The organism is Streptomyces sp. NPDC005281 (genome assembly GCF_040607495.1).
In the GTDB taxonomy this organism is placed as follows: domain Bacteria; phylum Actinomycetota; class Actinomycetes; order Streptomycetales; family Streptomycetaceae; genus Streptomyces.
Genome location: NZ_JBEXGX010000001.1, coordinates 125,533 through 150,276 on the forward strand (window position 1 = coordinate 125,533; position 24,744 = coordinate 150,276).

Below are 24,744 nucleotides of genomic sequence, written 5' to 3' on the forward strand. Positions count from 1 at the left end.
ATCCAGGAACGATGCCGGAAACGTCGTAGGGCCCGGTTCCGAGGAAGTGACTCCCCGGGACCGGGCCCGTTCCCCCGCAACCCCCGTATGCGGTGGCTCGGTGCGACCGTCCGACGATGACCTGGCCTGTCCTGGGACAGGACCGGTCACCTGTCCTAGTCGGTGGCGATCGCGTTCAGTACGTTCATCCGGCCCGCCCGGAACGCCGGGATCAGGGCGGCGAACAGGCCCACGAAGGCCGAGCCGATGAAGACCCCGATGATGGTCGGCCAGGGGATCTCCAGAACCTTCAGGCCTTCCAGGGCGAGAAGCTTCTGGGCGGTCGCGCCCCAGCTCATTCCGAGGCCGAGGCCGAGGAGTGCGCCGAACAGGGCGATGACGACCGACTCCAGCCGGATCATCCGGCGCAGCTGACGGCGGGAGAGGCCGATGGCGCGCATCAGGCCGATCTCGCGGGTGCGCTCGACGACCGACAGCGCCAGGGTGTTCACCACACCGAGGATCGCGACCACGATCGCCAGGCCCAGCAGGCCGTAGACCATGTTCAGGAGCTGGCCCACCTGGTCCTTGAGCTCCTGCTTGTAGTCCGTCTGGTCGCGGACCTGGTACTGCGGGTACGGCTCCATGGACTTCTTCAGGGCCGCGTACGCCTGCTTCTCCTGGCCGGGCTTGGCCTTGGCGAACATGATCTCGTTCGGCGGGATCCGGTCGGCGGGCAGGTACTTCTTCATCGTCTCGATGCTGGTGTACCGGACCTCGTGGTCGATGGCCACGTCGTCGTCCGTGACGGCCGCGACCTTGAGCTTCGCCGTGGCGCCGTCCTTGAAGGCGACGCTGAGGGTGTCGCCGACCCGCACACCGTGCTTCTCGGCGTACTTCGAGCCCACCGACATGGCGTTCTCGCCGTAGGCCGCCGCCAGGTCACCGGCGGTCGTCTTGCGCCGCAGGTCCTGGGCGTACGACGGGTCGGCGGCGGTGATCCCGGAGTCGTCGACCTGCCCGTCGGGCGAGGTCACCTTCGCCGCGAGGTCCTTGTAGCGGGTGACGTGGTCCAGGCCGGGGCTCGTCTCCATGGCCTTCTCGGCCTGCGGGACGATCCGCTGCTGGCCCTGGACGATGAAGTCCGCGCCGACCGACCTGTCGAGCTCGTCGGTCGCCGAGGCCACCATGGAGGAGCCGACCACGGACAGGCAGGCGACCAGCGCCAGGCCGATCATCAGGGCCGCGCCGGTGGCGCCGGTACGGCGCGGGTTGCGCAGCGCGTTGCGTTCGGCGAGCCGGCCGACGGGGCCGAACATCCGCAGCAGTACGGCGCTGAGGACCCGGACGACGCCGCCCGCGAGCAGCGGGCCGACGATGACGAAGCCGATCAGGGTGAGGACGATGCCCGCGCCGAGGACCAGGGAGCCGTCGCTCGCCTTGTCCGCGGTGGCCGCCGTGTAGAGAGCGAACGCTCCGGCGCCGGTCAGGGCCAGGCCGATCAGTCCGCGGATGAGACCGGCCCTGCCGTCGGCCGGGGTGCCGGCGTCGCGCAGCGCGGCCATCGGGGAGACCTTCCCGGCGCGCCGGGCCGGCAGATAGGCGGCGAGGACGGTGACGACGACGCCGAGGACCATGCCGATGACGGGGGTGGCCGCCTTGACGGTCAGGTCACGGGTCGAGAGGTCCATGCCCATCGACGACATGAGTTTCATCAGGCCGACCGCGAGGCCGACGCCCGCGGCGACGCCGAGGACCGAGCCGATGAGGCCGAGCAGCAGCGCCTCGACCAGCACCGACCGGTTGACCTGCTTGCGGGAGGAGCCGATGGCGCGCATCAGACCGATCTCGCGGGTGCGCTGGGCGACCAGCATCGAGAAGGTGTTGATGATCAGGAAGATGCCGACCAGGAACGCGATCCCGGCGAAGCCGAGCATGGCGTACTTGATGACGTTCATGAACTGGCCGACGCCCTGGCGGTTCTCGTCGGAGTTCTCCTTCTGCGTCTGGACCTTGTACGACCCGTGGAGCGCGGCGGAGACGTTCTGCTTGAGGTGCGCGTCGGAGACGCCCGGTGCGGCGGTGACGTTGATCTGGGTGAACCGGCCGGTGGAGCCGAGCAGTTCGCGCTGGGCGGTTGCGGTGTCGAACCAGACCACTGCGGCACCGGGGTTGGTCACCTTGAAACTGGCGATCCCCACGATCCTCGCCTTGAAGTCGCCGGTGACGGCGATCGTGCGCAGTTCGTCGCCCATCTTGAGGTGGTGCTTGGCGGCGGTGTCGACGTCGACCATCACCTCGGTGGGTCCGCGTGGGGCGCGGCCGGAGGTGATCTCCGTGGAACGCAGGTCGTTGTGGCCCCAGTTGCCCGCGATGGTCGGGGCGCCGGTGGTGGAACCCATGTTCTTGTTGTGGCTGTCGACGACGGTCACACCCAGCGAACTGACCGCGCCCTCGGCGGACTTGACGCCGTCCGTCCGCTGCGTCCGGGCGACCACGGAGGCCGGCACCGACTCGGGCTTGCCGTTCTGCGGGGTGTCGTCGTTCTTTGCGGCCTTCGGCAGCACCGTCACGTCGGAGGCGGTGGCCGCGAAGAGCTTGTCGAACGTCGTGTTCATCGTGTCGGTGAACACGAGCGTGCCGCAGACGAAGGCCACCGAGAGCAGGACGGCCACGGCGGACAGCGCCATGCGTCCCTTGTGCGCGAAGAAGTTGCGCATCGAGGTCTTGAGGACGGTCATGACGTCCGCCCGCGCGAGTCGAAGTCCTTCATCCGGTCCAGGACCTGGTCGGCCGTCGGCTGGTGCATCTCGTCGACGATCCTGCCGTCCGCGAGATACAGCACGCGGTCCGCGTACGAGGCCGCGACCGGGTCGTGCGTGACCATCACGATGGTCTGGCCCAGGTCGTCCACCGAGCGCCGCAGGAAGCCGAGCACCTCGGCGCCGGCCCGGGAGTCCAGGTTTCCGGTCGGCTCGTCCCCGAAGATGATCTCCGGGCGGGCCGCCAGTGCCCGCGCCACCGCGACGCGCTGCTGCTGGCCGCCGGAGAGCTGGTTCGGGCGGTGCTTGAGCCGGTCCTTGAGCCCGACGGTGTCCACGACCTGGTTCAGCCAGGCCCGGTCGGGCTTGCGGCCCGCGATGTCCATGGGGAGCGTGATGTTCTCCAGGGCGTTCAGCGTCGGCAGCAGGTTGAAGGCCTGGAAGATGAAACCGATCCGGTCCCGGCGCAGCTGGGTCAGCCTCTTGTCCTTGAGCCCGGTGATCTCGGTCTCGTCGAGGAAGATCTGGCCGGAGGTGACGGTGTCGAGCCCGGCGAGGCAGTGCATCAGGGTGGACTTGCCGGAGCCCGAGGGGCCCATGATCGCGGTGAACCGGCCCCGTGCGATGTCCACGTCGACCTGGTCGAGGGCGACGACGCGGGTCTCTCCCGACCCGTACGCCTTGACGACCTGCCGCGCCCGCGCGGCGACGGCCGTACGCCCTCCAGTGCCCTCGTGCCTGGGAATGCTTACAGCCGATGTCACGGTATGTCTCCTAAGTCGGCCGGCAGGGGGACCTGCCGGGCTGCGAAAGTCTGCGAGCGGGTTCGACGGGCCGCGACGGTCCGCGCTGTTCGGACGCGGTGTGCCGGCCACATCGTCAAGTCTGGTGTCGGGAAGGGGTCGTACGCGCTGGTGCACGGCCCCGTCTTCTGCTGGGGAAAACCCCACCCCCGTGGGTGCGGTCCGCACGACCCGGACGCGCTCCCGACGACGTATGACCAGGTTAAGAACGGCTTCGGCCCGTCTCCTCCTCCGGCGGGACGAACCCTCCCCGACCCCTGGTACGGAGGTCCCCCTAGGGGTTCTCCACCCTCCGGTGGACAACTCCTCGGGGTCGGGTCCACCCCGGGGTCCAAGCAGCCTCCACCCTCCCCCGGCGTGAGGTTCAAGCGGGAAGCCGGCGCCGGCGAACAGATGCAGGGGGAAGGGATCCGCGCACGAGGGGACACTGGGTGACCGGGACCCCGGGCGGGCGGAACCCTGGGACACCGGGCGACCGCGACACCGGGCGAGCGGGCGAGCGGGACCCTGGGCAACCGGGACAACCGCCTCGGCCACGTGAAGACCGGAGAATCTCCAGGGCGGCTCCAGCGGAACTTCACAGGTAAACGCGGGTAACACCCCAGGTCACCGAAGTAAGCGCGTACCGACCGCCCAGTTCGGCGAAACGGTCGCGCCGCCCCGCTACCTACGAGTAGCGTGCGCGCTGCTCACCCCCCGCTCCCTGCGGTCCCGCCCCGGACCCGAGCCACGCAAGGAGAACCGGGATGCCCGACGCGTTCTCGTCCCCCGAACACCCAAGGCCCCGTCAGCAACAGCCGCCCCAAGGCCCATACCCGCCGCCCCCTCCTCCGTCCCCGCGAGCCCCCCTGTACCAGCCGTACCTGCCCTACACGGACGACCCCGGACACCTCGGTCATCCGCCGTCCGACCCGGCCCCGGACCCCACCCGGCTGACCTACCCCTGGCAGCCCCGGCCCCGGCCGGCCGAGCCCCCGCAACGGCGGATGCCCCGCCAACGGCCCCTCGGGCAGCACAGCGACATCAGGCTCCTGCGCGGCGCCTACCGCCGCCAGCGCCGCGTCGCGTCCCTCACCGCCCTCGGCTACTTCACCCTCTTCCTCCTCCTCTCGGCCTTCGCGCCGTCACTGATGACGAGCACGGTGTCCGGCGGACTGTCGACCGGCCTGCTGCTCGGCCTGCTCCAGGTCCCTGTCACCTGCCTGGCCATCGCCCTGTACGAGCACTCCGCGCGCCGGCGGCTCGACCCGATCGCGGACCGGATCCGCAGACAGAGCGAACTCGACGCGAAACGGGAGACGGCACGATGACGGGATTCACCACGTCCGCGCAGACCATGTCGCTCGTGGCGTTCACGGCCGTCGCCACCGTCACCCTGCTGCTGTGCGTGATGACCGGCCCGGACCGAGACGACCTGGACGAGTTCTACACCGGCTACGGATCGCTCTCACCGATGCGCAACGGCCTCGCCATCGCCGGGGACTACATCTCCGCCGCGAGCGTGCTCGGCACCGGCGGCGTCATCGCCCTGGCCGGCTACGACGGCGTGGTCCTCGCCCTGAGCACGGCCCTGTCCCTGATGCTGCTGATGTTCCTGCTGGCCGAACCCCTGCGCAACGCGGGGCGGTTCACCATGGGCGACGCGCTCGCGCGCCGCACGCCGGGCCGCGCCGTCCGCAACACGGCCTGCGCGGTGACCATCGTGGCGCTGCTGCCGCTGATGCTCGTCCAACTGGCGGGCGCGGGCGACCTGCTGGCGTTCATCCTCGGCTTCTCCGCCGACTCCCTCAAGACCGGCTGCATCATCGGCCTCGGCGCGCTGATGATCAGCTACGCGGCGATCGGCGGCATGAAGGGCACCGCCCTCATCCAGATCCTCAAGATCGTGATGCTGCTCGGTTCGGGCACCGTGGTCGCCGTGCTCGTCCTCCAGCGCTTCGACTGGAACCCCGGCACCCTGCTGGCCGCGGCCGCCGGCAACAGCGGCGTGGGCGACGCCTACCTCCGCTCCGGCCTCCAGTTCACGGGCGGCGCCAGCCCTCGCCTGGACATGATCACCTCGGAGCTGACGGTCGTCCTCGGCGGCGCCTGCCTCCCTCACATCACCATGCGCATGTACACGGCGGACAGCGCCCGTCAGGTGCGCAGGTCGCTGTCCTGGGCGGTGCCCTGCGTGGCCCTGTTCGTCCTGATCGTCAGCGTCATCGGCTTCGGCGCCACGGCCATGATCGGCCGCGACGCCATCGCGGCGGCCGACCCCCAGGGCAACACGGCCTATCTGCTGGGCTCCCGGGCCGCCTTCGGCACCTCCGTCTCCACCGCCGAGACCCTCCTGTTCACCACCGTGACGACAGCGATCTTCCTGACCCTGCTCGCGTCCGTCGCCGGGATGATCCTGGCCTGCGCCAACTCCCTCGCCCACGACCTGTTCGCCCACAGCAAGCTCTTCCGCGGCCGGCGCCGGGGCGACGAGCTCTCCCCGCGCCGCGAGATGCTCCTCGCCCGCATCTCGGCGCTGGCCGTGGGGGCGCCGGCCATCCTGCTGTCCACCCTCGCCCAGCACCACAGCCTGCAACCCCTGGTCACCCTGTCCTTCTGCATCGGCGCCTCCGCGATCGCGCCCGCGCTCGTCTACAGCCTCTTCTGGCGCCGCTACACCCGCGCGGGCCTGCTCGCCACCCTCATCGGCGGCACCCTCACGGTCCTCGTCCTCATGCCCGGCACCAACCTCGTCTCCGGCTCCCCCACCGCCGCGTTCCCCGACGCCGACTTCAACTGGTTCCCGTTCACCACGACCGGCATCGTGTCGATCCCGCTGGGGTTCGCCTACGGCTGGCTCGGAACGGTGGCCTCGGGCCGGCGCAAGGCGGAGGAGCAGCGCAGGCAGTACGAGGCGGTGGAGGGGTGGATCCTGGCGGGGGCGATACGCAAGGGGCGGTGAAGCGGGGCGGTGGGACGGACCGAGACGGGTAGGTGGGTGGGAAGCCTGCCGCGGAGCGGCGGAAGCCCGGGACCGCGGAGCGGCGAGGAAGCACCGCGGAGCGGGGCTTCCCGCCCTTCCAGCCCTTCCCGCAAGCCCCGCCCTTCCCGCCCTGGAAGGGCTACTCGTCCTGGAAGGGCTACTCCGCGGCAGCCCGCCCCGTGAGGGACGTGAGACTGCTGCGTACGTGGTCCATGTGGGCCCGTACGTGCTCCCACCGCTCCCCGTGCTCACGCAGCACCCGATCGGTCTCCCGGGCGATCCGCTCCTCGCTGACCCGGGCCTCGGCGACCAGCCCGGCGGCACGCGCCGCCGCGTCCTCCTGCTGGTGCCGGTCCCACTCCCGCGCCTCGGCGAGTTCCCGTTCGGCCCGGGCGAGCGACTCCCCGGCGCGAGCCTCGCGTTCGAGCCGGCCCGCCTCGCAGTCGGCCTCGCGCTCGGCCCCGGCCCGCTCGAACTCCGCCCACCGCGCGGCGTGCTCCGCGTCCTGCCCGCCGACCAGGACCTCCGTCCGCCGCCGCACCTCGCGCAGCACCGTGAGCACCTCCCCCCGGTTCTCCTTCACGTCCCGTCGCGCGGAGACCCGTACCTCGTCGGCCTCGGCACGCGCGTCGAGCAGCCGCCGAAGAGCCCACTCCTCCGCCTCGACGCGTACCTCGCCCGCGTACACCCCCGCGGCCTCCCGCACCTCGCGCCCCACCGCCTCGGCCACCTCGGCCTCCGCGCGGGCTTCCCGCCTGGCCTCCTCCCGCAGGGCCTCGGCCTCCTCCTCGCCGAGCTCGAAGATCCGCCGCGCCCGCTCGCCGAGCTCCTCGTACGTCTGCGGGGCGAGCCGTGTCACGGCCTCCCGCAGGCGCTCGGCCCCGGCCTGCATGTCCTTCTCCAGCACGGTGAGCCGGGCGGCCCGTTCCCAGGCGGCGTCCCGGTCCCGGGAGAGTGCAGCGGCGTACCTATCGACCTGTTCGGGACGGTAGCCACGCCCCCGTACTGCCACGAAACCGCACGACGACACCGGTGTGCTGCTCATCCTTGGACCCCTCTCCGCCCGACACACACGAAAAGACGATTTCGCGCACATCTTGATGGATCACGCGGAAGTGTTCATAACGCGACACTCCGCCCGCCCGTTCGGACGAAGACGGGTCACGGGCGTGACATTTGAGGTCCCAGGCCCGGCACGAACGAACGAGGCGCCCGGCCCCTGACCCGGGCCGAGCGCCTCATCCGTACCATCGTCGTGCTGCCTGTCCCCGCCGCTCGTCCGGCGAGCCGTGGCTAGAGCAGTCCGTCCCACATCTCCTCGAGCAGGACCGACCACCAGCTCTCCGGGGAACCCAGAGCCGCCGGGTCGAGCGCGGCGAGCTGGGCCTGGAAGTCGACGGTCCAGCGGCCCGCCTGCTCCTGGTTGAGGCCGAACCGCAGCCGCCACATCCGCCCGAGCAGCGCGAGACAGCGCGCGAACTCGGGCAGCCCCGTGTTCACGAACTGCGGCGGCACCGGAGCACCCCCGGGACCCGCCTCCACCGGCACGGCGACGATGTTCGCCGTGCCGTACTGGACGCAGATCGCCTTGCCGAAGTCACTGCCCATGACGAGGTACGAGCCCGCGTCATGGGACGCCTGCACCCCGCGCTCCTGCGCCAGTTCGGCGAGGGTGGGCACCGGACGGCCCGGCTGGGCCTGCGCCCAGAAGAACGGCCCCATGTCGACCGGCAGCCCGGCCACGACCAACGTGTGCGCCACGATCGGCGGCACACCCTGCCGCGACACGGCGGCCTGGTCGAAGCGGAACACCCCCGGCCCGAACGCCGCCGCCATCTCCTGCGCGATCGCCTCCGGCGGGATCGGCTGCGCGGGCTGTACCGGCGGAATCGGCGCCCGCATCGGCGCCGGACGCGCCGGGCCGTCCGCGACCTGGTGCAACTCACCCTGGTGCGCGAGAAGCTGGTGCATTCCCTGCTGCCGGCTCGCGTGGTCCGTGCCGTACGGCGCGATGCTCGTGATCCGTGCCTGCGGGAAGGTCTCCCTGATCATCCGTGCGCAGTACGCGCCCGGCAGCTCACACGACTCCAGCTCCGTGTGCAGCTCCAGCACCTGCTGCGGCGGCACGTTCATCGCGCGCAGCTCGTGCAGGATCTGCCACTCCGGGTGCGGTGTACCCGGCGCGGACCGCCGGATGAGCTGCTGCTCGGACCCGTCCTGGGCCCGGTAGCGCAGCACGGCCTGATAGCCGGGCCCGACGGTCGGCTGCCCCGCCTGCGGATAGCCGTACGCCGGCGGCCCGCCCGGCATCGGCTGCCCCGGCATCGGCTGCCCCGGCATCGGCTGTCCGGGCAGCGGCTGAGGGGCACCCTGCGGCATACCGGGTGCCTGCGGAGGCGGCGGAGTGCCCGGGCCCCCGGCCGGAGGGGCGAACATCGTCGCCGCGTGGTGCACCTCACCGGAGGGCGTGCCACCGGGAACACCGGGCGCGCCCGGCGGCTGCGGAGCACCGGGACCGCCCACTGCGGGTCCCGCCAGCATCGTCGCGGCGTGGTGCGCTCCGCCCGCGGGCGTGGCGCCCGGCGGAACCGGCGCACCGGGACCGGGCTGCTGCCAGGGAGCACCGGGCGCCCCGGGGGCACCCGGCGGCTGCGGCGCGCCGGGACCGCCCACCGCGGGTCCCGCCAGCATCGTCGCGGCGTGGTGGACCCCGCCCGGAGGGGGCGTGGCGCCGGGCGGCGGGGGCGTCCCGGGCAACCCCACGGGCCCGTCGGGCCCGAGCTGCGAGACGAGCTGCGTCGGCACATAGCCGCCCGCGGGCGCACCAGGGGCGATCGGTCCGGACGGCGGAGGCGTACTGCCCGGTCGAGCGCCCGGAACCCCCGGGGCGCTCGGCGGATGCGGAGTTCCGGCGGAGGCGCCGCGCGCCGCGCGGGGCGGCTGCGCCTTGCTGGTCGCGGCGTCGGCGATGTCACCGGCGTTCGGGGGCAGCGGCCTCGACGGCGCGGCGGACGGCGGGGTGCCGTGGACGGCCGGGGACGGCGGTGTGCCAGGCCCGGCACCCGGACCGTGCGGGAAGCCGTACGCGGGCGCGCCCGGAGGCGGCGTTCCCTGCGGGCCACCCGAAACGGGCGCACCGGGTGCGCCGGGCGGCGGAGTGCCGTGGCCCGCGTCAGGACCCTGCGGATAACCGTAGGCCGAGGCGCCGGGCAAGCCCTGGCCCTGGCCGTGCGAAGGACCCGACGGCGCGGGGGAGTTCGGCGCGCCGGCCACCGGCGACACCGTCGTGCGCGGGAGCCGGCTGCCGCCGGCCATCAGGGCGGTCTGGTCGTACGCGGCCACGGGCGGCGGCGTACGCGAGTCGTCGAAGTCCGTCAGCGGCGGAGCGAACACGGTCGCGGGCAGCGGTACGGAACGGTCGTCCCCGGGATCGGCGTTCGTGTCCGTTCCCGCCCACGGGGTCGCGTCGGCGGGAAGGTCCGGCCGCACGTCCCGCGGACCGGGGAGGTCGTCGTCGGTGGCGGCGGCCGGCCACGGCGTGGCCCCGGCGGGAACCGGCGGCGCACCCGGCGCGGCGACCGGCGAAGCGGCGTGCACCCCCGGCACCACCCCGGCTCCGTGCCCCCCGGAGTCCCCCGAAGCACCCGAAGCACCCGAAGCACCCGAAGCACCCGAAGCACCCGAAGCACCCGACAGCGAACTCCCGCCCCCGGCGGAGCCGTTCCCGGACCCGCCCGTCGAAGCGGCCGCGACCGAACGGGAACCGGAACCGGATCCGGAACCGTCGGAATGAGACCCGTCGGAATGGGATCCATCGGAGCCGGACGACCCCGACCCCCCCAACGCGCCCGACCCGGCACGCCGGTCCGGGATCCCCATCCTGTCCGCGGCCTCCTGCAACCACTCCGGAGGACTCAGCAGGAACGACGTCTGGTTCAGATCGACCCGGGCCGCGGGCGCCGGCGCCGGTTCCGGGGCCCCGGCGGGCACCCCGTACTCCTCCTCGTACCGGCGGATGACCTCACCCACCGGCAGCGCGGGCCACAGGGTCGCCTCGCCGCTGTCCCGCGCGATGACGAGCCGCTGCGCGCCCCCGTCGGAACGCGGCCCGTCGGCACGGTCCTCCGCCCATACGACGAAGCCGAGTTCGAACTCGCGCACCCGCACCTCGCGGTGCTGGTACCCGGCCACATCCCCGTTGATCCACTCTTCCGCGCGCTCCTGCGCCTGCGCGAAGGTCACCATCGCAACGTCACTCCCCCACCGAAGACACCGAGGAGACGGGCACGGCGTGAGCGAAGCCGCCGTCCACCATCAGATTCGCCACCGTCTCCAACTCCGGCGGATTTCCCGCCAGCCGGGACAGGAACTGGTCGAAGTCGTCACCGCACGGCAGCAGCAGCCGCCGTACCCGCTCGTCCGCCGGCCACGCGTCCTGGTCACGGGCGTCGTCGAACGCGCAGAACCAGACCGAACCGATCCGGTCGCCCTTCACCTTCACGGCCAGCAGGCCGCCCTGCACGAACCCGACACCCAGGTAGTCCTTGGTCAGATGGTCGCGCAGACACTTGTTGACGTAGACCAGGTCGTTGACCGCGGCCTCGTCGCGCACGGTGAACAGCGGCTGGTCCACCAGCAGTCCGAGCTCGGCGTCGAGCGCGGCACCGGCCGGCGCGCAGCCGCCCGCGGCCTTCAGGAACGACCGGTAGGCACCGGGCAGCCGGTAGCCGAGGTCCTCCTCGACCGCCAGCACCTGCTGCTCGGTCACCGCGACCGACGACTTCGGCAGCCCGAAGTGGGCGGGCCGCGTCTCCTGCAACGGCCGCGTCCCGCGCTTGGAATGGTCGACGGCGGCGGTCGCGACACCACCATGGTGCCGCAGCAGCGCCTTCACCTCGACCGGCACCAACTCCAGCCGCCGGGTGCCCGCCACGTGGTGCCACGTCCAGCCGTGCGGAGTCGCCACCGGGGGAATCGTGTCCCACAGATCGTGCCCGGACGCGGCTAGAGCGGCGTTCGCGGAGACGTAGTCCGTCAGCCTCAACTCGTCGACCCCGAAGCCCTCCGGGGGCTCGGCGATCTCCGCTGCCGCACGCGCGTAGAGCGAGAAGTCGGGATAGCCGCGCTCGTCGATGCGCACACCTCTGGGATGGCGCGCCGCCCGGACCGGATCCGGGAAGTGCACGACCTGCCCGGCGTAGGCCGCGTTCGGCGGCACGGCTTGGCCCCCAGCCTCCTCGCCGCTGGGAGGTGCCCCCAGCCCGAGCCGACCTGTCGTCATGGCGGTTGCCCCCTGTTGCGGCGTCTTCAATAGCTGGATGGAGCGCGGATGTCGACAGCCTATTCGGTTGTACGACCCCGGTCACCGGGCCTCCGGTTCCGTGACCAGCCGTCACCCCGCAGTGACCGTATGCCGAAGACCTGGCGTGTCGCGGCGCCCCAGCTACCGCTCCCGCCACGGCATTTGGCAGTCTGTCTCCGCACCGGGGGATGCACGGGAGGGAAAGACGATCATGAACGCGACGCATACGGGCACGTCCGGGGACCCCCGGGTGGGCTGGAGCAGCGCCGAGACGCTGCACGCGCCCGCCCTGCTGTACCGCCGCGACGGCATACTCCCCACCGTCGCCGCCGCCCTCTCCGTCCGCGGCGCCACGCTCACCGGCACGGCCGCGCGCGGCGACCAGCCACCCGCTCTTCACCCGCTGGTCCAGGACTTCCTCGACACCCTCACGAACGCGCAGCGCGACCGCTTCACCGGCCGCTGCGCCGAGGCCATCCTGATCTCCCGGCAGATCGCCACCGCCGACGCCGAACGCAGCAAGCGGGCCGCCCGCAAGCCGATGACCAACGGCGAGGCCCGCAGGGTCCTCAAGGGCGCCAAACTCACCGCGCGCCGCATCCGCGAGGACGGCGACCCGCTGCACGGCAGCTTCGCGGCACCCTGCCGCTCCTGCACCGCGCTGAGCGACCACTTCGGCGTACGGGTCGTCGACCCGGCGGAACCGAACGCCTGAACTCCCTCTTCCCCGAACACGTACGCATGACGGCGTCCCGCGACGCCGATGTCCCATCCCTCGACGAACGAAGGGCAGATGCACTCCGAACGCTCCTCCTCCAGCCGCTTCTCCCCTCCCGGGCAGGGGGGACCCACGTCACGTTTCCCCGAACCCGTGGACGCCGTACTGCGTTCGGCGGGATGGCAGCCCGGGCGCTGGGACATAAAGCAGGCCGAGTACTGGGCCGACGAGCTGCGCGGACACGCGTCGCCGGCCGGGCACCGGCACGCCGTGTTCCCGGCGGCGGTCGAGGCGTGGGCGGAGTTCGGGGGGCTGCGGCTCGGCGCCGCGGGGCCCGGGCGCCGGCTCGCTCCCGCCCGGCTCCATCTCGACCCTCTGCACGGGCTGCACATGGCCCGTACCCTCGGCGATCTCGGCCGCGCGCTCGACACCGAGGTCTGCCCGCTGGGCGAGGAGCCCGACTCCCACGCGCTGCTCGCCATCGACGCCGAGGGCCGCGTCTACACCCTCGACCACACCGGCGACTGGTACCTGGGCCCCCACATCGACGCGGCCCTGACGACCCTGCTCACCGGCACGGCCCCCGCCCGCCTGACCACCACCTGACCAGCCCTTACTCCGCCCCCTCCGCCCCAGCCCCCGCTCCTCGAACGCCGGAGGGGCTGAAACCCACCCCCGCACCCGAGCCACGGTCCACCCGCAGCCGAGATCCGGCACAAGGGGCTGTGCCGGTACATCGATGCCCGTCGCCACCGACGCTCACGCCTCACCCGACGGCGACGGGCTGATGCACCGGCACAGCCCCGCCCCCCACCGGAGAGAACCCGCGAAACGCCAGAGGCGAGCTACGCGGGGATCACCGCCGACACCCGGAATCCCCCCGCATCGGTGGGCCCCGACACGAACACACCCCCCAGAGCGGCCACCCGCTCCTTCATCCCCAGCAGCCCGTTCCCCCCGCTGGGCAACCCCACGGCGGACCCCACCCCCACCTCCGGCGGACACTCGTTCTCCACCTGCATCGCGATCTCGGACACCCGATGCGCCAGCCGGACATACGTCTTGGCGCCCGCCGCGTGCTTGTGGACGTTCGTCAGCGCCTCCTGCACCACCCGGTAGGCGGTCTGCTCGATCTCACGGGCGTACGCGCGCAGGTCCCCCTCGACCGACAGGGCCACGACCATCCCGGCCGCCGCCGACTGCCCGATGAGCTCGTCGATCTCGGCCAGACCCGGCCCCTCGACGGCCCCGGAGTCGCCCGCCGCCCGCGAAGCAGCCGCGGCCGCCGCGGCCCCCACCGCCGCCAGCGGCACCGCAGGCACCCGCCGGTCCAGCCCGTCCCCCGTACGCAGCACGCCCAGCATCTCCCGCAGCTCCGTGAGCGCCTGCCGCCCCATGTCCCCCACCAGGGCGGCGTTCTTCACGGCCTTCTCGGGATCCTTGCGGGCGACGGCCTGGAGCGCGGCCGCGTGCACGACCATCAGGGAGACCCGGTGCGCGACCACGTCGTGCATCTCCCGCGCGATCCGGGTGCGCTCCTCGTTGCGCGCCCACTCCGCCCGCTCCTCGGCCCGCTCGGCGAGCAGCTGGAGCTCCCGCTCCAGCGAGTCCGCCCGCTCCCGCAGGCTCTCCATCAGCCGCCGCCTGGCCCCCATGTACAGCCCGAGCAGCACGGGCGGCGCGGTCATCCCGATCGCCGTCGTGATGGAGGCGAAGGGGACCAGCCAGTTCCCCATCGGCACATCCCCGCGCGTCACGCTCTGCTGCGCCCGGACGAACGTGACGATCAGCATGCCGGCGAAGGACATCCCGGCCAGCGCCGCGGTGATGCGCCGGGGCAGCTCGGACGCGGCGAGCGTGTAGAGCCCGACGAGTCCCATCAGGAACCCCATCTGGGCGGGTGTGATCGCGATGGACACCAGGACGACCGCGATCGGCCACTTCCGCCGCATCAGCAGCACGGACCCCGCGATCGCCCCGAAGGCGACACCCACCGGAGCGGGCAGTCCCGCGTCGTGCGCGAAGCGGACCCCCTCGCTGCCGCACTCGAACGCGGACACCAGGGCGAGCCCCACGTCCAGTACGGCGCTACGCCATCCGACCCACCACCACGGCCCTGTCCCGGCCCCGGTGTGCTCTTCCCCCGTCGTGGTCATGGCTCCAGCCTACGGTTGCACCCCGAACCATTTCCGGTGAGTTTCGCCGACTGGCCTACACCAGTCCCCGCCGGGAATCACCGGCCTCCGGAGCACCGTGGGCCCCCGCGCCGGGCCCGCCGCCGCAAGCGCAGGAACGCAAACACCCGACCTCCGCGAACACCGCGGACACACGCCGGGACCGCCCGGTCATCTGCCGCTCGGGGAACGCCGAGTTGTACCGTCGCACGGAGGGCACCGGGTACGGCATAGTGTTGGGTGCCGACTCGACGAGCTGACCAAATGTCCGGTTCGATTGGGTCAATTCCCCCGTGGTGTAATTGGCAGCACTGTGGCTTTTGGTGCCATCTGTCCGGGTTCGAGTCCTGGCGGGGGAGCCTCGGTCGATCCGGCCACCGACAGTGCCGTCAGGGCCCTCTCCCACTTGCCTCCTGATTCGCCCCGGTATCCTGCGGATGTCGCACCCCCCGTCATCCGAAGCCGAAGGGCAGTCCCGTGAGCTCCAGTCGCCCGGCAGCCGTCGTCGTACTCGCAGCGGGTGAGGGCACCCGTATGAAATCGGCCACACCCAAGGTTCTGCACGACATCTGCGGACGCTCCCTCGTCGGTCATGTACTGGCCGCCGCACGCGAGTTGGACCCTGAGAACCTGGTCGTCGTCGTGGGGCACGCCCGCGAGAAGGTCGTCGCGCACCTCGCGGAGATCGACCCCGGCGTCCGGACGGCGGTGCAGGCCGAACAGAACGGCACCGGGCACGCGGTACGGATGGCCCTCGAAGAGCTCGGCGGCGGCGTGGACGGCACGGTCGTCGTGGTCTGCGGCGACACCCCGCTGCTCAGCGGCGAGACCCTGCTCGCGCTGGCCTCGGCCCACGGCGCCGACGGCAACGCCGTCACCGTGCTGACCGCCGAGGTCCCCGACGCCACCGGCTACGGCCGCATCGTGCGGGACGGCGCCGGCGGCGCGGTCACCGCGATCGTCGAGCACAAGGACGCGAGCGACTCGCAGCGCGCGATCCGCGAGATCAACTCGGGCGTCTTCGCCTTCGACGGCAGGCTGCTCGCCGACGCGCTCGGCAAGGTGCGGACGGACAACAGCCAGGGCGAGGAGTACCTGACGGACGTCCTCGGCATCCTGCGCGAGGCCGGGCACCGCGTGGGCGCGGCCGTGGCCGCCGACCACCGCGAGATCGCCGGCATCAACAACCGGGTCCAGCTCGCCGAGGCCCGCCGCATCCTGAACGACCGCCTGCTCACGAGGGCCATGCTGGCCGGTGTCAGTGTCGTGGACCCCGCGACGACCTGGATCGATGTGACGGTCACCTTCGAGCAGGACGCGATCGTGCACCCCGGGACGCAGCTCCAGGGCGCCACGCATGTCGCCGAGGGCGCCGAGGTCGGACCCAACTGCCGGCTGAAGAACACGAGAGTGGGCGCCGGCGCCCGGGTCGACAACACGGTGGCCACCGACTCCGAGGTGGGGCCGCAGGCGTCGGTGGGTCCGTTCGCGTATCTGCGTCCGGGCACGCGGATCGGCCTGAAGGCCAAGGTCGGCACGTACGTCGAGACGAAGAACGCGACGATCGGCGAGGGGACGAAGATCCCGCACCTGTCGTACGTGGGCGACGCGACCATCGGCGAGTACTCGAACATCGGTGCCGCGAGTGTGTTCGTGAACTACGACGGGCAGGACAAGCACCACACGACGATCGGCTCGCACTGCCGTACGGGTTCGGACAACATGTTTGTGGCTCCTGTCACGGTCGGGGACGGCGCGTACACCGCGGCGGGCTCCGTGATCACCAAGGACGTGCCCCCCGGTTCGCTGGCCGTGGCCCGTGGCCAGCAGCGGAATATCGAGGGCTGGGTGGCCCGCAAGCGTCCCGGAAGCGCCGCCGCGAAGGCCGCGGAGACCGCTTCCCGGGAACCGGACGGCGAAAGCTGACCGGAAAGCGGCACGTCCGGGACGGCGTACCGTGATAGATGCACACCCGCACCCCAGCTGAGAAGCCCTCTCGCAACCCAGTTGAGAAGACCTCTCGCGCCCACTGAGATGACCTCCGAGGAGACAGTGCTGTGACCGGGATCAAGACGACCGGCAAGAAGAAGATGATGTTCTTCTCCGGCCGCGCCCACCCCGAGCTTGCCCAGGAGGTCGCCCACAAGCTGGGTGTCGGGGTCGTCCCGACGAAGGCCTTCGACTTCGCAAACGGCGAGATCTACATCCGCTACCAGGAGTCCGCTCGCGGCGCCGACTGCTTCCTGATGCAGAGCCACACGGCTCCCATCAACAAGTGGATCATGGAGCAGCTGATCATGATCGACGCTCTGAAGCGGGCCTCCGCCCGGAGCATCACCGTGATCGTGCCCTTCTACGGTTACGCCCGCCAGGACAAGAAGCACCGCGGACGTGAACCGATCTCGGCGCGTCTGATCGCGGACCTGATGAAGACGGCCGGAGCGGACCGCATCCTCACGGTCGATCTGCACACGGACCAGATCCAGGGCTTCTTCGACGGCCCCGTGGACCACCTGTTCGCGCTGCCGATCCTCGCGGACTACGTGGGCGCCAAGGTCGACAAGTCCAAGCTCACCGTCGTCTCCCCGGACGCCGGCCGGGTGCGGGTCGCCGACCGCTGGTGCGACCGTCTCGACGCTCCGCTGGCCATCGTGCACAAGCGCCGCGACAAGGACGTCGCCCACAAGGTCACCGTCCACGAGGTGGTCGGTGACGTGAAGGGCCGCGTCTGCGTGCTCGTCGACGACATGATCGACACCGGTGGCACCATCTGCGCCGCCGCCGACGCGCTCTTCGCGCACGGTGCGGAGGACGTCATCGTGACGGCCACGCACGGCGTGCTCTCCGGCCCGGCGGCCGACCGTCTGAAGAACTCCAAGGTCAGCGAGTTCATCTTCACGGACACCCTGCCGACCCCGGGCGAGCTGGAGCTCGACAAGATCACGGTGCTCTCCATCGCCCCGACGATCGCGGACGCGGTGCGTGAGGTCTTCGAGGACGGCTCGGTCACGAGCCTGTTCGAGGAGCACTAGACCTCACCCCCGTCGGTCGCCTAGATCGATTTCATGTACGGCCTCCCCGCCCCGTAAGCTGTCACAGTTGCTCGGCGAGGGAGGCCGCACTTTTGTGTGCGGCGGTCCGTTATCGACGCGCTCTTCGTAGCAGGCCGATGTTCGGCCGGGTGACCTTTTTCCCCAGGATCTACGAGGAGTGAACATGTCCGAGGTCAAGCTCGCCGCCGAGACCCGCACCGAGTTCGGCAAGGGTGCCGCCCGCCGCATCCGCCGTGACGCCAAGGTTCCCGCGGTCGTCTACGGCCACGGCACCGAGCCGGTCCACATCACGCTCCCGGGCCACGAGCTGCTGCTCGCCCTGCGCACCCCGAACGTCCTGCTCACCCTGGACATCGAGGGCAAGACCGAGCTGGCGATCCCGAAGGCCGTCCAGCGTGACGCCATCAAGGGCTCCCTCGACCACGTCGACCTGCTCCTCGTGAAGCGCGGCGAGAAGGTCACCGTCGAGGTCTTCGTGCAGACCGAGGGCGAGCTGGCCCCGGGCAGCTTCATCCTCGAGAACGTGCTGAACACCCTGACGGTCGAGGCCGAGGCCACCCACATCCCGCAGTCGGTCACCGTCTCCATCGAGGGCCTGGAGGCCGGTGCCTCCATTCACGCCAAGGACATCAAGCTCCCCAAGGGCACCACGCTGGCCATCGACGAGGACGCGGTCGTCGTCCAGGTCCTGGCCGCGCAGGCCGAGGAGCCGGCCGCCGAGGGCGCGGCCGAGGGCGACGCGGCCGCCGAGGCCTGATCCCTCCGGGAATCTTCATCTGTGTCAGCCGCCGCTCCTGTCGGGAGCGGCGGCTGCCGCGTATCAAGGACACATGGGAGACACGGACGTGACGACCGACGCCAACGCGCCCTGGCTGATCGTGGGCCTCGGCAACCCGGGCCCCGAGTACGCCATGAACCGGCACAACGTGGGCTTCATGGTGGCCGATCTGCTGGCGGAGCGGGTCGGCGGCAAGTTCAAGCGGGCGGGCAAGGCGCAGGCGCAGGTGATCGAGGGGCGGATCGGGCCGCCCGGTCCGGCGAACCGCCGGGTGATCCTGGCCAAGCCGATGTCGTACATGAACCTGTCGGGTGGCCCGGTGACAGCGCTGCGCGACTTCTACAAGGTGCCGACGGCGAACATCGTGGCGGTCCACGACGAGCTCGACATCGACTACGGCGTGCTGCGGCTGAAGCTGGGCGGCGGCGACAACGGCCACAACGGGCTGAAGTCCATGACGAAGGCGATGGGCGCGGAGTATCACCGGGTGCGGTTCGGCATCGGGCGCCCGCCGGGCCGTATGCAGGTCGCGGACTTCGTGCTGAAGGACTTCGCCTCGGCCGAGCGCAAGGAGCTTGACTACTTCGTGGACCGGGCGGCGGACGCGGTGGAGTCTCTGGTGATCGAGGGCCTGGAGCGGGCCCAGAGCACGTACAACTCCTGAGGAACGGCCGGGCGCGTCCCGAAGGCCGCGAGCCTGAGGGCCTGACGACCTCAGGGCCGGACGTCCTCGGCCGGACGACCTGAGGACGGGGCGACCTCAGGACCGGACGGTCGCCGTACCCGTACAACTGCCGATTTGTCCACCACCGGAGTTGACCGGGCGCGCAGCCATGGCCAATGATCCCCGCCATGCGTGCCGTCACCTCCCGTCAGAGCGCGAACGCGGCGCTGCGTCTCGGACAGCTCACGGCGATGGGCGTGGTCACCGGGCTCATCCTGATCGCGGGCGTCTGGGCCTCCTGGGGCACGGCGCAGCACGTGCTGCTGAGCAAGGGCCGGGAGCAGGGCACGATCGCCGTGCGGTCGTGCTCGGGGGACGTCTGCACGGGTCCTTACACGCCGGTGTCACCCGGTTCACGGGCGCGGGCCCGGGTCGTCATCGACCAGTCGGTGGCGGTGGAGAAGGGCCGGACGTACACGGTCACGGTGAAGCCCGGCAGCGACGAGGTCGTCCGCAGCGGCCCGGCGGGCCTGCTCTACGCCTGGATCCCGCTCGCGGGCGCGCTGCTGCTCGCCTCGGTGGTGGTCGCGGGCGGCCTGCGGCGGACTCGCGCGGCCTGGGTGATGGCGGGCACGGGGGTCGCCCTGCTGACGGCCACGTTCCTGGTCCTGTAGGACAGCCCCGAGGAACCCTGTAAGGCACCCGCACAGACACATGAAGGCGCCCTTCGCCTCGCAGGAGTACGAGGCGAAGGGCGCCTTCATGTCTGTCTGCTCAGCCGGTGTTGCGCAGGCCCGCCGCCACACCGTTGACCGTCAGGAGCAGGGCCCGCGAGAGCAGCGGGTCCGGCGTCTGCCCGGCGGCGGCCTCGTCGCGCTGGCGCTTGAGGAGGGCGACCTGGAGGTAGGAGATCGGGTCCAGGTAGGCGTCGCGGATGGCGAAGGTCTGCTGGAGCACCGGGTTGGTGTCGAGCAGCTTCTCGCCGCCGGTGATGCGCAGCACCTCGCGCACGGTCAGCTCGTGTTCGGCCTCGATGGCGGCGAACACGTGCTTGAGCTCGTCCGCTACGAGAGTGTCGACGTAGTGGCCGGCGATGCGCAGGTCGGTCTTCGCGAGGGTCATCTCGACGTTCGAGAGGAAGTTCCGGAAGAAGTGCCACTGCTCGTGCATCTCGTCGAGCACGGTGTCCAGGCCCGCTTCGCGCAGTGCCTTGAGGCCCGAGCCGACGCCGAACCAGCCGGGCACGATCTGCCGGGACTGGGTCCAGCCGAAGACCCACGGGATGGCGCGCAGGCCGTCGAGCGAGACACCCGAGCCGGGGCGGCGGGAGGGCCGCGAGCCCAGGTGCAGATCGGCGAGCTGGTCGACCGGCGTGGAGGCGAGGAAGTACGTCGGCAGGTCCGGGTCCTCGACGAGCCGCCGGTAGGCGGAGTGGGCGGCGTCGGAGACGACGTCCATCGCCGCGTCCCAGCGGGCCAGCGCCTCGTCGGACTGGCGGGGCGCGGTGTGCAGGGCGGACGCCTGGAGAGTGGCGGCGACCGTCAGTTCGAGGTTCTCGCGGGCGAGCGAGGGGACCAGGTACTTGTCGGAGATGACCTCGCCCTGCTCGGTCACCTTGATCTCGCCCTCCAGGGTGCCCCAGGGCTGCGCGAGGATCGCGTCGTGCGAGGGGCCGCCGCCGCGGCCGACGGTGCCGCCGCGGCCGTGGAAGAGACGCAGGCGTACGCCGTAGCGGTGGGCGACGTCGCGCAGCCGGCGCTGGGCGCGGTGGATCTCCCACTGCGAGGTGGTGATGCCGCCGAACTTGGAGGAGTCGGAGTAGCCGAGCATGACCTCCTGGACGTCCCCGCGCAGCGCCACGAGGCGGCGGTACGAGGGGTCGGAGAGCATGTCCTCCAGGATCGTGTCCGCGGCCTTGAGCTCGTCCGTGGTCTCCAGGAGGGGCACGATGCCGATCTTGGCCCAGCCCGCGTGCAGGTCGAGGAGACCGGCCTCGCGGGCGAGGACGGCGGCGGCGAAGACGTCGTCGGCGCCCTGGCACATCGAGATGATGTACGACTCGATGACCTCGGGCCCGAAGATCTTCAGGGCCCGCTTGACGGTCTCGAAGACGCCGAGGGTCTTCTGTCCGGCGGCGTCGAGCGGCGCGGGGGTCGGGCCGAGCGGGCGCCGGGAGCGCAGTTCCTTGGCGAGGAGCTTGGCGCGGTAGTCGCGCGGCATGTCCACGTACCGCCAGGACTCCTCGCCGAGGCGGTCGAAGAGCTGGCCGAGGGCGTGGTGGTGGGCGTCCGCGTGCTCGCGTACGTCCATGGTGGCGAGCTGGAGGCCGAACGCGGCGAGGGTGCGGATGGTGCGGTTCATCCGGCCGTCGGCGATGAGGCCGCCGCGGTGCTCGCGCAGCGAGGTCTGGATGAGGGTGAGGTCGCGGAGCAGTTCGGCGGTGCCGAGGTAGTCGCGGCCGTCCTCGTGGGGTGTGCCCTTGGCCAGGCGCTGCTTGGTGTTCTCCAGCTTCTGCCGGATGCAGGTGGCCTTGAGGCGGTAGGGCTCCTCCGCGTTGAGGCGCTTGTAGCGGGGGCTGATCTCCGGCAGGAGCTCCAGGTCGCTCTGGAGGGACTCCAGGAGGTCCTCGGTCGCGCCGGTGTAGCGGATGGAGTTCGACAGGAAGCCGCGGAGCTCGTCGATGAGTTCCAGGGCGTCGTTGATCCCGTGCTCGTGCTGGAGGATCAGGACGTCCCAGGTGACGGCGGGGGTGACGTTCGGGTTGCCGTCCCGGTCGCCGCCGATCCAGGTGCCGAAGGTGAGCGGGCGGGTGTCGTCCGGGAGGGCGACGCCGACGCGTTCGAGTTCGGCGGTGAGGTCCTCCAGGACGTCGCCGACGGCGCCGGCGTGCAGCTCGTCGAGGTAGTAGATGGCGTTGCGTGCCTCGTCGGCGGGCTCGGGGCGCACGACCCGGAGTTCGTCCGTCTGCCACACCAGGTCGATGTTCTCGGCGAGGCGGGTGTCGTGGCGGCGGCGGTCGGCCTCGATGACCGGGGTCTCCAGGAGTGCGGCGATGCGCCGCAGCTTGTTGAGGACCGAGCGCCGGGCCGCCTCCGTGGGGTGGGCGGTGAAGACGGGGCGGACGTTGAGGTTCTTGACCGTCTGGCGCAGGTGCTCGGGGTCGGCGTCCTTGAGCCGGTCGGCCGTCCGGGCGAGGAGGCTGCCCTCGGCGGCGCGCTTGGCGCGCAGCTCGCGGCCGCGGTGCACCTGCTCGGTGACGTTGGCGAGGTGGAAGTAGGTCGAGAAGGCGCGGACCAGCTTGGCGGCGGTCTCCAGCTCGGTGCCGCGGAGCAGCTCGGCGGCGGCCTCACCGTCCTCGCGGGTCAGGCGGCGGACCTTCTCGACCAGTTCCAGGAGCTCAGGGCCCTCCTGCCGGACGAGGGTCTCGCCGAGCAGGTCGCCCAGGCGGCGGATGTCGGCGCGCAGTTCGCTGCTGGTCGTCGTGGTCTGGTCGTCGGCACTGCTCACAGGTGCGGCTCCTTGCAGTGGTGAAGCTCGTCCGAAGAGTGGGGAATCTCGTCTGAAGCTCGTCTGGGAGGGAACCCGGGTGGCGACCGCGCGCGGCGGGTGCCGCTCAGGGAGGTGGCATCCGGGAAGAAATCAGAACGGACCGCGCTGTCCGACCGACTCCAAGGATAGGTGTCCCCTCGGACGCGCAGGCTCACGGGCTCTTGCCGCCGGGCCACGCGCTGACATACTTACGACGCCGTAGGTTACGGACCCGTAGGTATTCCCGTCGGACGACGGGTGGACCCTGGGTTCGCCCCGGACACTCTTCCCCGCCGTTCCTCACCCTCGAACCCCACAGGGGACGCCCATGACCACGAGTTCCGAAGTGATCGACGACGCCCCGCGGGCGGACAGCGACGACGCCTCGCCTCCCGCCGCGACCCTCGGCGGCGAGAAGAAGGGGTCACTCGAACAGCTCACGCTTCTTCTTTTCATCGTCGTGCCGTTCCTGGCGCTGCTCGCGGCGGTGCCGCTGGCCTGGGGGTGGGGGGTGAGCTGGCTGGATCTCGGTCTGCTGGTCTTCTTCTACTACCTGGGCTGCCACGGCGTCACGATCGGTTACCACCGGTACTTCACGCATGGCTCGTTCAAGGCGAAGCAGCCGCTGCGGATCGCTGTCGCGGTCGCGGGATCCATGGCGGTCGAGGGCCCGCTCGTGCGCTGGGTCGCCGATCACCGCAAGCACCACAAGTTCTCCGACGCCGAGGGTGACCCGCATTCGCCGTGGAAGTACGGCGAGACGGTCCCGGCGCTGCTGAAGGGCCTGTGGTGGGCACACATCGGATGGATGTTCGACGAAGAACGGACCTCTCAGGAGAAGTACGCGCCGGATCTGGTCAATGACCCGGTGATCCGGGCGATCTCGCGTCAGTTCCTCCTCTGGACCCTGCTCTCTCTCGCCCTGCCGCCACTGATCGGCGGTCTGGTGACGATGTCGTGGTGGGGCGCCTTCACCGGGTTCTTCTGGGGATCCCTCGTCCGGGTGGCCCTGCTGCACCACGTGACCTGGTCGATCAACTCGATCTGCCACGCGGTCGGCAAGCGCCCCTTCAAGTCCCGTGACCGTTCGGGCAACGTGTGGTGGCTGGCGGTGCTCTCGTGCGGCGAGTCCTGGCACAACCTCCACCACTCCGACCCGACGTCCGCCCGGCACGGTGTGGACCGCGGCCAGCTCGACTCCTCGGCGCGGATCATCCGCTGGTGCGAGCAGCTCGGATGGGCCTACGACGTGCGCTGGCCGTCACGCTCGCGTATCGATTCCCGTCGGAACGACGACGGGAACAGCTCCCGACGCAAGACGGAAACCGCTGAAGCGGCATGATTGACGGCGTGGCGACCGACTCCAGCAGCACCCCGAGCAGCAGCGAGAAGCCGCGGCGCGCGCGCCGCACCCGCATGACCGGCGCCGAGCGCCGTCAGCAGCTGCTGGAGATCGGCCGCACTCTGTTCGCGGCCAAGGGCTTCGAGGGCACGTCGGTGGAGGAGATCGCGGCCAAGGCCGGTGTCTCCAAGCCGGTGGTCTACGAGCACTTCGGCGGCAAGGAGGGCCTGTACGCGGTGGTGGTGGACCGGGAGATGCGCCGGCTGCTGGACATGGTGACCGGTTCGCTGACGGCGGGCCACCCGCGCGAACTGTGCGAGCAGGCGGCGTTCGCCCTCCTGGACTACATCGAGGAGTACACGGACGGTTTCCGCATCCTGGTCCGTGACTCCCCCATCCCGCAGTCGACGGGTTCGTTCGCGTCGCTGATCTCGGACATCGCCACCCAGGTGGAGGACATCCTGGGCCGTGAGTTCAAGAGCCGCGGCTTCGACTCGAAGCTGGCTCCGCTGTACGCCCAGGCCCTGGTGGGCATGGTCGCGCTGACGGGCCAGTGGTGGCTGGACGTCCGCAAGCCGCGTAAGGCGGAGGTGGCCGCGCATCTGGTGAATCTGGCCTGGCACGGTCTGGACGGTCTGGAGCCGAAGCCGCGGCTGATCGGGCATCGCAAGGCCTGAGG

18 protein-coding genes and 1 tRNA gene are annotated in these 24,744 nt (G+C 71.2%); 12 read left to right on the plus strand and 7 right to left on the minus strand.

Annotated features, from left to right (window positions below; genetic code table 11):
* Positions 1-155 precede the first annotated feature (155 nt).
* Both ABZV42_RS00530 and ABZV42_RS00535 read right to left on the minus strand, forming a co-directional pair.
* Complete coding sequence (locus tag ABZV42_RS00530; RefSeq protein ID WP_355982229.1) at positions 156-2,720, minus strand: FtsX-like permease family protein; 2,565 nt, start codon at positions 2,718-2,720, stop codon at positions 156-158.
* The gene (locus tag ABZV42_RS00535; RefSeq protein ID WP_355982227.1) at positions 2,717-3,505 is read right to left on the minus strand and encodes an ABC transporter ATP-binding protein; all 789 of its coding nucleotides are present in this window, start codon (positions 3,503-3,505) and stop codon (positions 2,717-2,719) included. Before ABZV42_RS00535 ends, ABZV42_RS00530 begins: the two co-directional genes overlap by 4 nt.
* A gap of 971 nt (positions 3,506-4,476) precedes the next feature.
* Between ABZV42_RS00535 and ABZV42_RS00540 the strand changes: the two genes are divergently transcribed.
* Both ABZV42_RS00540 and ABZV42_RS00545 read left to right on the plus strand, forming a co-directional pair.
* On the plus strand, positions 4,477-4,854 hold the full coding sequence (locus tag ABZV42_RS00540; RefSeq protein WP_356050699.1) for a DUF485 domain-containing protein: 378 nt from the start codon (positions 4,477-4,479) through the stop codon (positions 4,852-4,854).
* The gene (locus tag ABZV42_RS00545; protein ID WP_355982225.1) at positions 4,851-6,485 is read left to right on the plus strand and encodes a cation acetate symporter; all 1,635 of its coding nucleotides are present in this window, start codon (positions 4,851-4,853) and stop codon (positions 6,483-6,485) included. Before ABZV42_RS00540 ends, ABZV42_RS00545 begins: the two co-directional genes overlap by 4 nt.
* A 178-nt stretch (positions 6,486-6,663) precedes the next feature.
* Here the strand turns inward: ABZV42_RS00545 and ABZV42_RS00550 are convergent, their stop codons facing one another.
* The 3 genes from ABZV42_RS00550 to ABZV42_RS00560 all read right to left on the minus strand — a co-directional run bounded on the left by ABZV42_RS00550 (position 6,664) and on the right by ABZV42_RS00560 (position 11,787).
* Complete coding sequence (locus tag ABZV42_RS00550; RefSeq protein ID WP_356050549.1) at positions 6,664-7,551, minus strand: cellulose-binding protein; 888 nt, start codon at positions 7,549-7,551, stop codon at positions 6,664-6,666.
* Positions 7,552-7,799: 248 nt separating this feature from the next.
* Complete coding sequence (locus ABZV42_RS00555) at positions 7,800-10,751, minus strand: SUKH-4 family immunity protein (protein WP_356050550.1); 2,952 nt, start codon at positions 10,749-10,751, stop codon at positions 7,800-7,802.
* Between the two features lie 7 nt (positions 10,752-10,758).
* Positions 10,759-11,787: an SMI1/KNR4 family protein gene (locus ABZV42_RS00560; RefSeq protein ID WP_355982219.1), complete on the minus strand. Its 1,029-nt coding sequence runs from the start codon at positions 11,785-11,787 to the stop codon at positions 10,759-10,761.
* Between the two features lie 232 nt (positions 11,788-12,019).
* On the opposite strand from ABZV42_RS00560, the gene ABZV42_RS00565 reads away from it, so the two are divergent.
* Positions 12,020-12,523, plus strand: a complete 504-nt coding sequence (locus ABZV42_RS00565) for a YwqJ-related putative deaminase (protein WP_356050551.1) — start codon at positions 12,020-12,022, stop codon at positions 12,521-12,523.
* 78 nt (positions 12,524-12,601) lie between these two features.
* A complete protein-coding gene (locus ABZV42_RS00570; RefSeq protein WP_356050552.1) occupies positions 12,602-13,132 on the plus strand; it encodes an SUKH-3 domain-containing protein in 531 nt (176 codons plus the stop codon).
* Between the two features lie 239 nt (positions 13,133-13,371).
* Here the strand turns inward: ABZV42_RS00570 and ABZV42_RS00575 are convergent, their stop codons facing one another.
* Positions 13,372-14,682 (minus strand): histidine kinase, encoded by a 1,311-nt coding sequence (locus tag ABZV42_RS00575; protein WP_355982213.1) that lies wholly within the window; start codon positions 14,680-14,682, stop codon positions 13,372-13,374.
* A 305-nt stretch (positions 14,683-14,987) separates the two neighbouring features.
* Between ABZV42_RS00575 and ABZV42_RS00580 the strand changes: the two genes are divergently transcribed.
* The 6 genes from ABZV42_RS00580 to ABZV42_RS00605 all read left to right on the plus strand — a co-directional run bounded on the left by ABZV42_RS00580 (position 14,988) and on the right by ABZV42_RS00605 (position 19,869).
* A tRNA-Gln gene (locus ABZV42_RS00580) sits at positions 14,988-15,059 on the plus strand.
* 118 nt (positions 15,060-15,177) lie between these two features.
* Positions 15,178-16,626, plus strand: a complete 1,449-nt coding sequence (glmU, locus tag ABZV42_RS00585) for a bifunctional UDP-N-acetylglucosamine diphosphorylase/glucosamine-1-phosphate N-acetyltransferase GlmU (RefSeq protein WP_355982210.1) — start codon at positions 15,178-15,180, stop codon at positions 16,624-16,626.
* 131 nt (positions 16,627-16,757) lie between these two features.
* Positions 16,758-17,732: a ribose-phosphate diphosphokinase gene (locus ABZV42_RS00590; RefSeq protein ID WP_355982208.1), complete on the plus strand. Its 975-nt coding sequence runs from the start codon at positions 16,758-16,760 to the stop codon at positions 17,730-17,732.
* A 184-nt stretch (positions 17,733-17,916) separates the two neighbouring features.
* A complete protein-coding gene (locus ABZV42_RS00595) occupies positions 17,917-18,510 on the plus strand; it encodes a 50S ribosomal protein L25/general stress protein Ctc (protein ID WP_355982206.1) in 594 nt (197 codons plus the stop codon).
* 73 nt (positions 18,511-18,583) lie between these two features.
* Complete coding sequence (gene pth / locus ABZV42_RS00600; protein WP_355982204.1) at positions 18,584-19,195, plus strand: aminoacyl-tRNA hydrolase; 612 nt, start codon at positions 18,584-18,586, stop codon at positions 19,193-19,195.
* Between the two features lie 176 nt (positions 19,196-19,371).
* A complete protein-coding gene (locus tag ABZV42_RS00605) occupies positions 19,372-19,869 on the plus strand; it encodes a hypothetical protein (protein ID WP_355982201.1) in 498 nt (165 codons plus the stop codon).
* A gap of 100 nt (positions 19,870-19,969) precedes the next feature.
* Here ABZV42_RS00605 and ppc read toward each other — a convergent pair whose 3' ends face one another.
* Positions 19,970-22,702 carry a phosphoenolpyruvate carboxylase gene (gene ppc, locus ABZV42_RS00610; protein ID WP_355982198.1) on the minus strand — a complete coding sequence of 911 codons (2,733 nt, stop codon included), beginning with the start codon at positions 22,700-22,702 and terminating at the stop codon, positions 19,970-19,972.
* Positions 22,703-23,051: 349 nt separating this feature from the next.
* Here ppc and ABZV42_RS00615 point away from each other — a divergent pair, with 349 nt between their 5' ends.
* Positions 23,052-24,065 carry a fatty acid desaturase gene (locus ABZV42_RS00615; RefSeq protein WP_355982196.1) on the plus strand — a complete coding sequence of 338 codons (1,014 nt, stop codon included), beginning with the start codon at positions 23,052-23,054 and terminating at the stop codon, positions 24,063-24,065.
* On the plus strand, positions 24,062-24,742 hold the full coding sequence (locus ABZV42_RS00620) for a TetR/AcrR family transcriptional regulator (protein ID WP_328555094.1): 681 nt from the start codon (positions 24,062-24,064) through the stop codon (positions 24,740-24,742). The genes ABZV42_RS00615 and ABZV42_RS00620 overlap by 4 nt, the downstream gene beginning before the upstream one ends.
* The last annotated feature ends 2 nt before the right edge of the window (positions 24,743-24,744 follow it).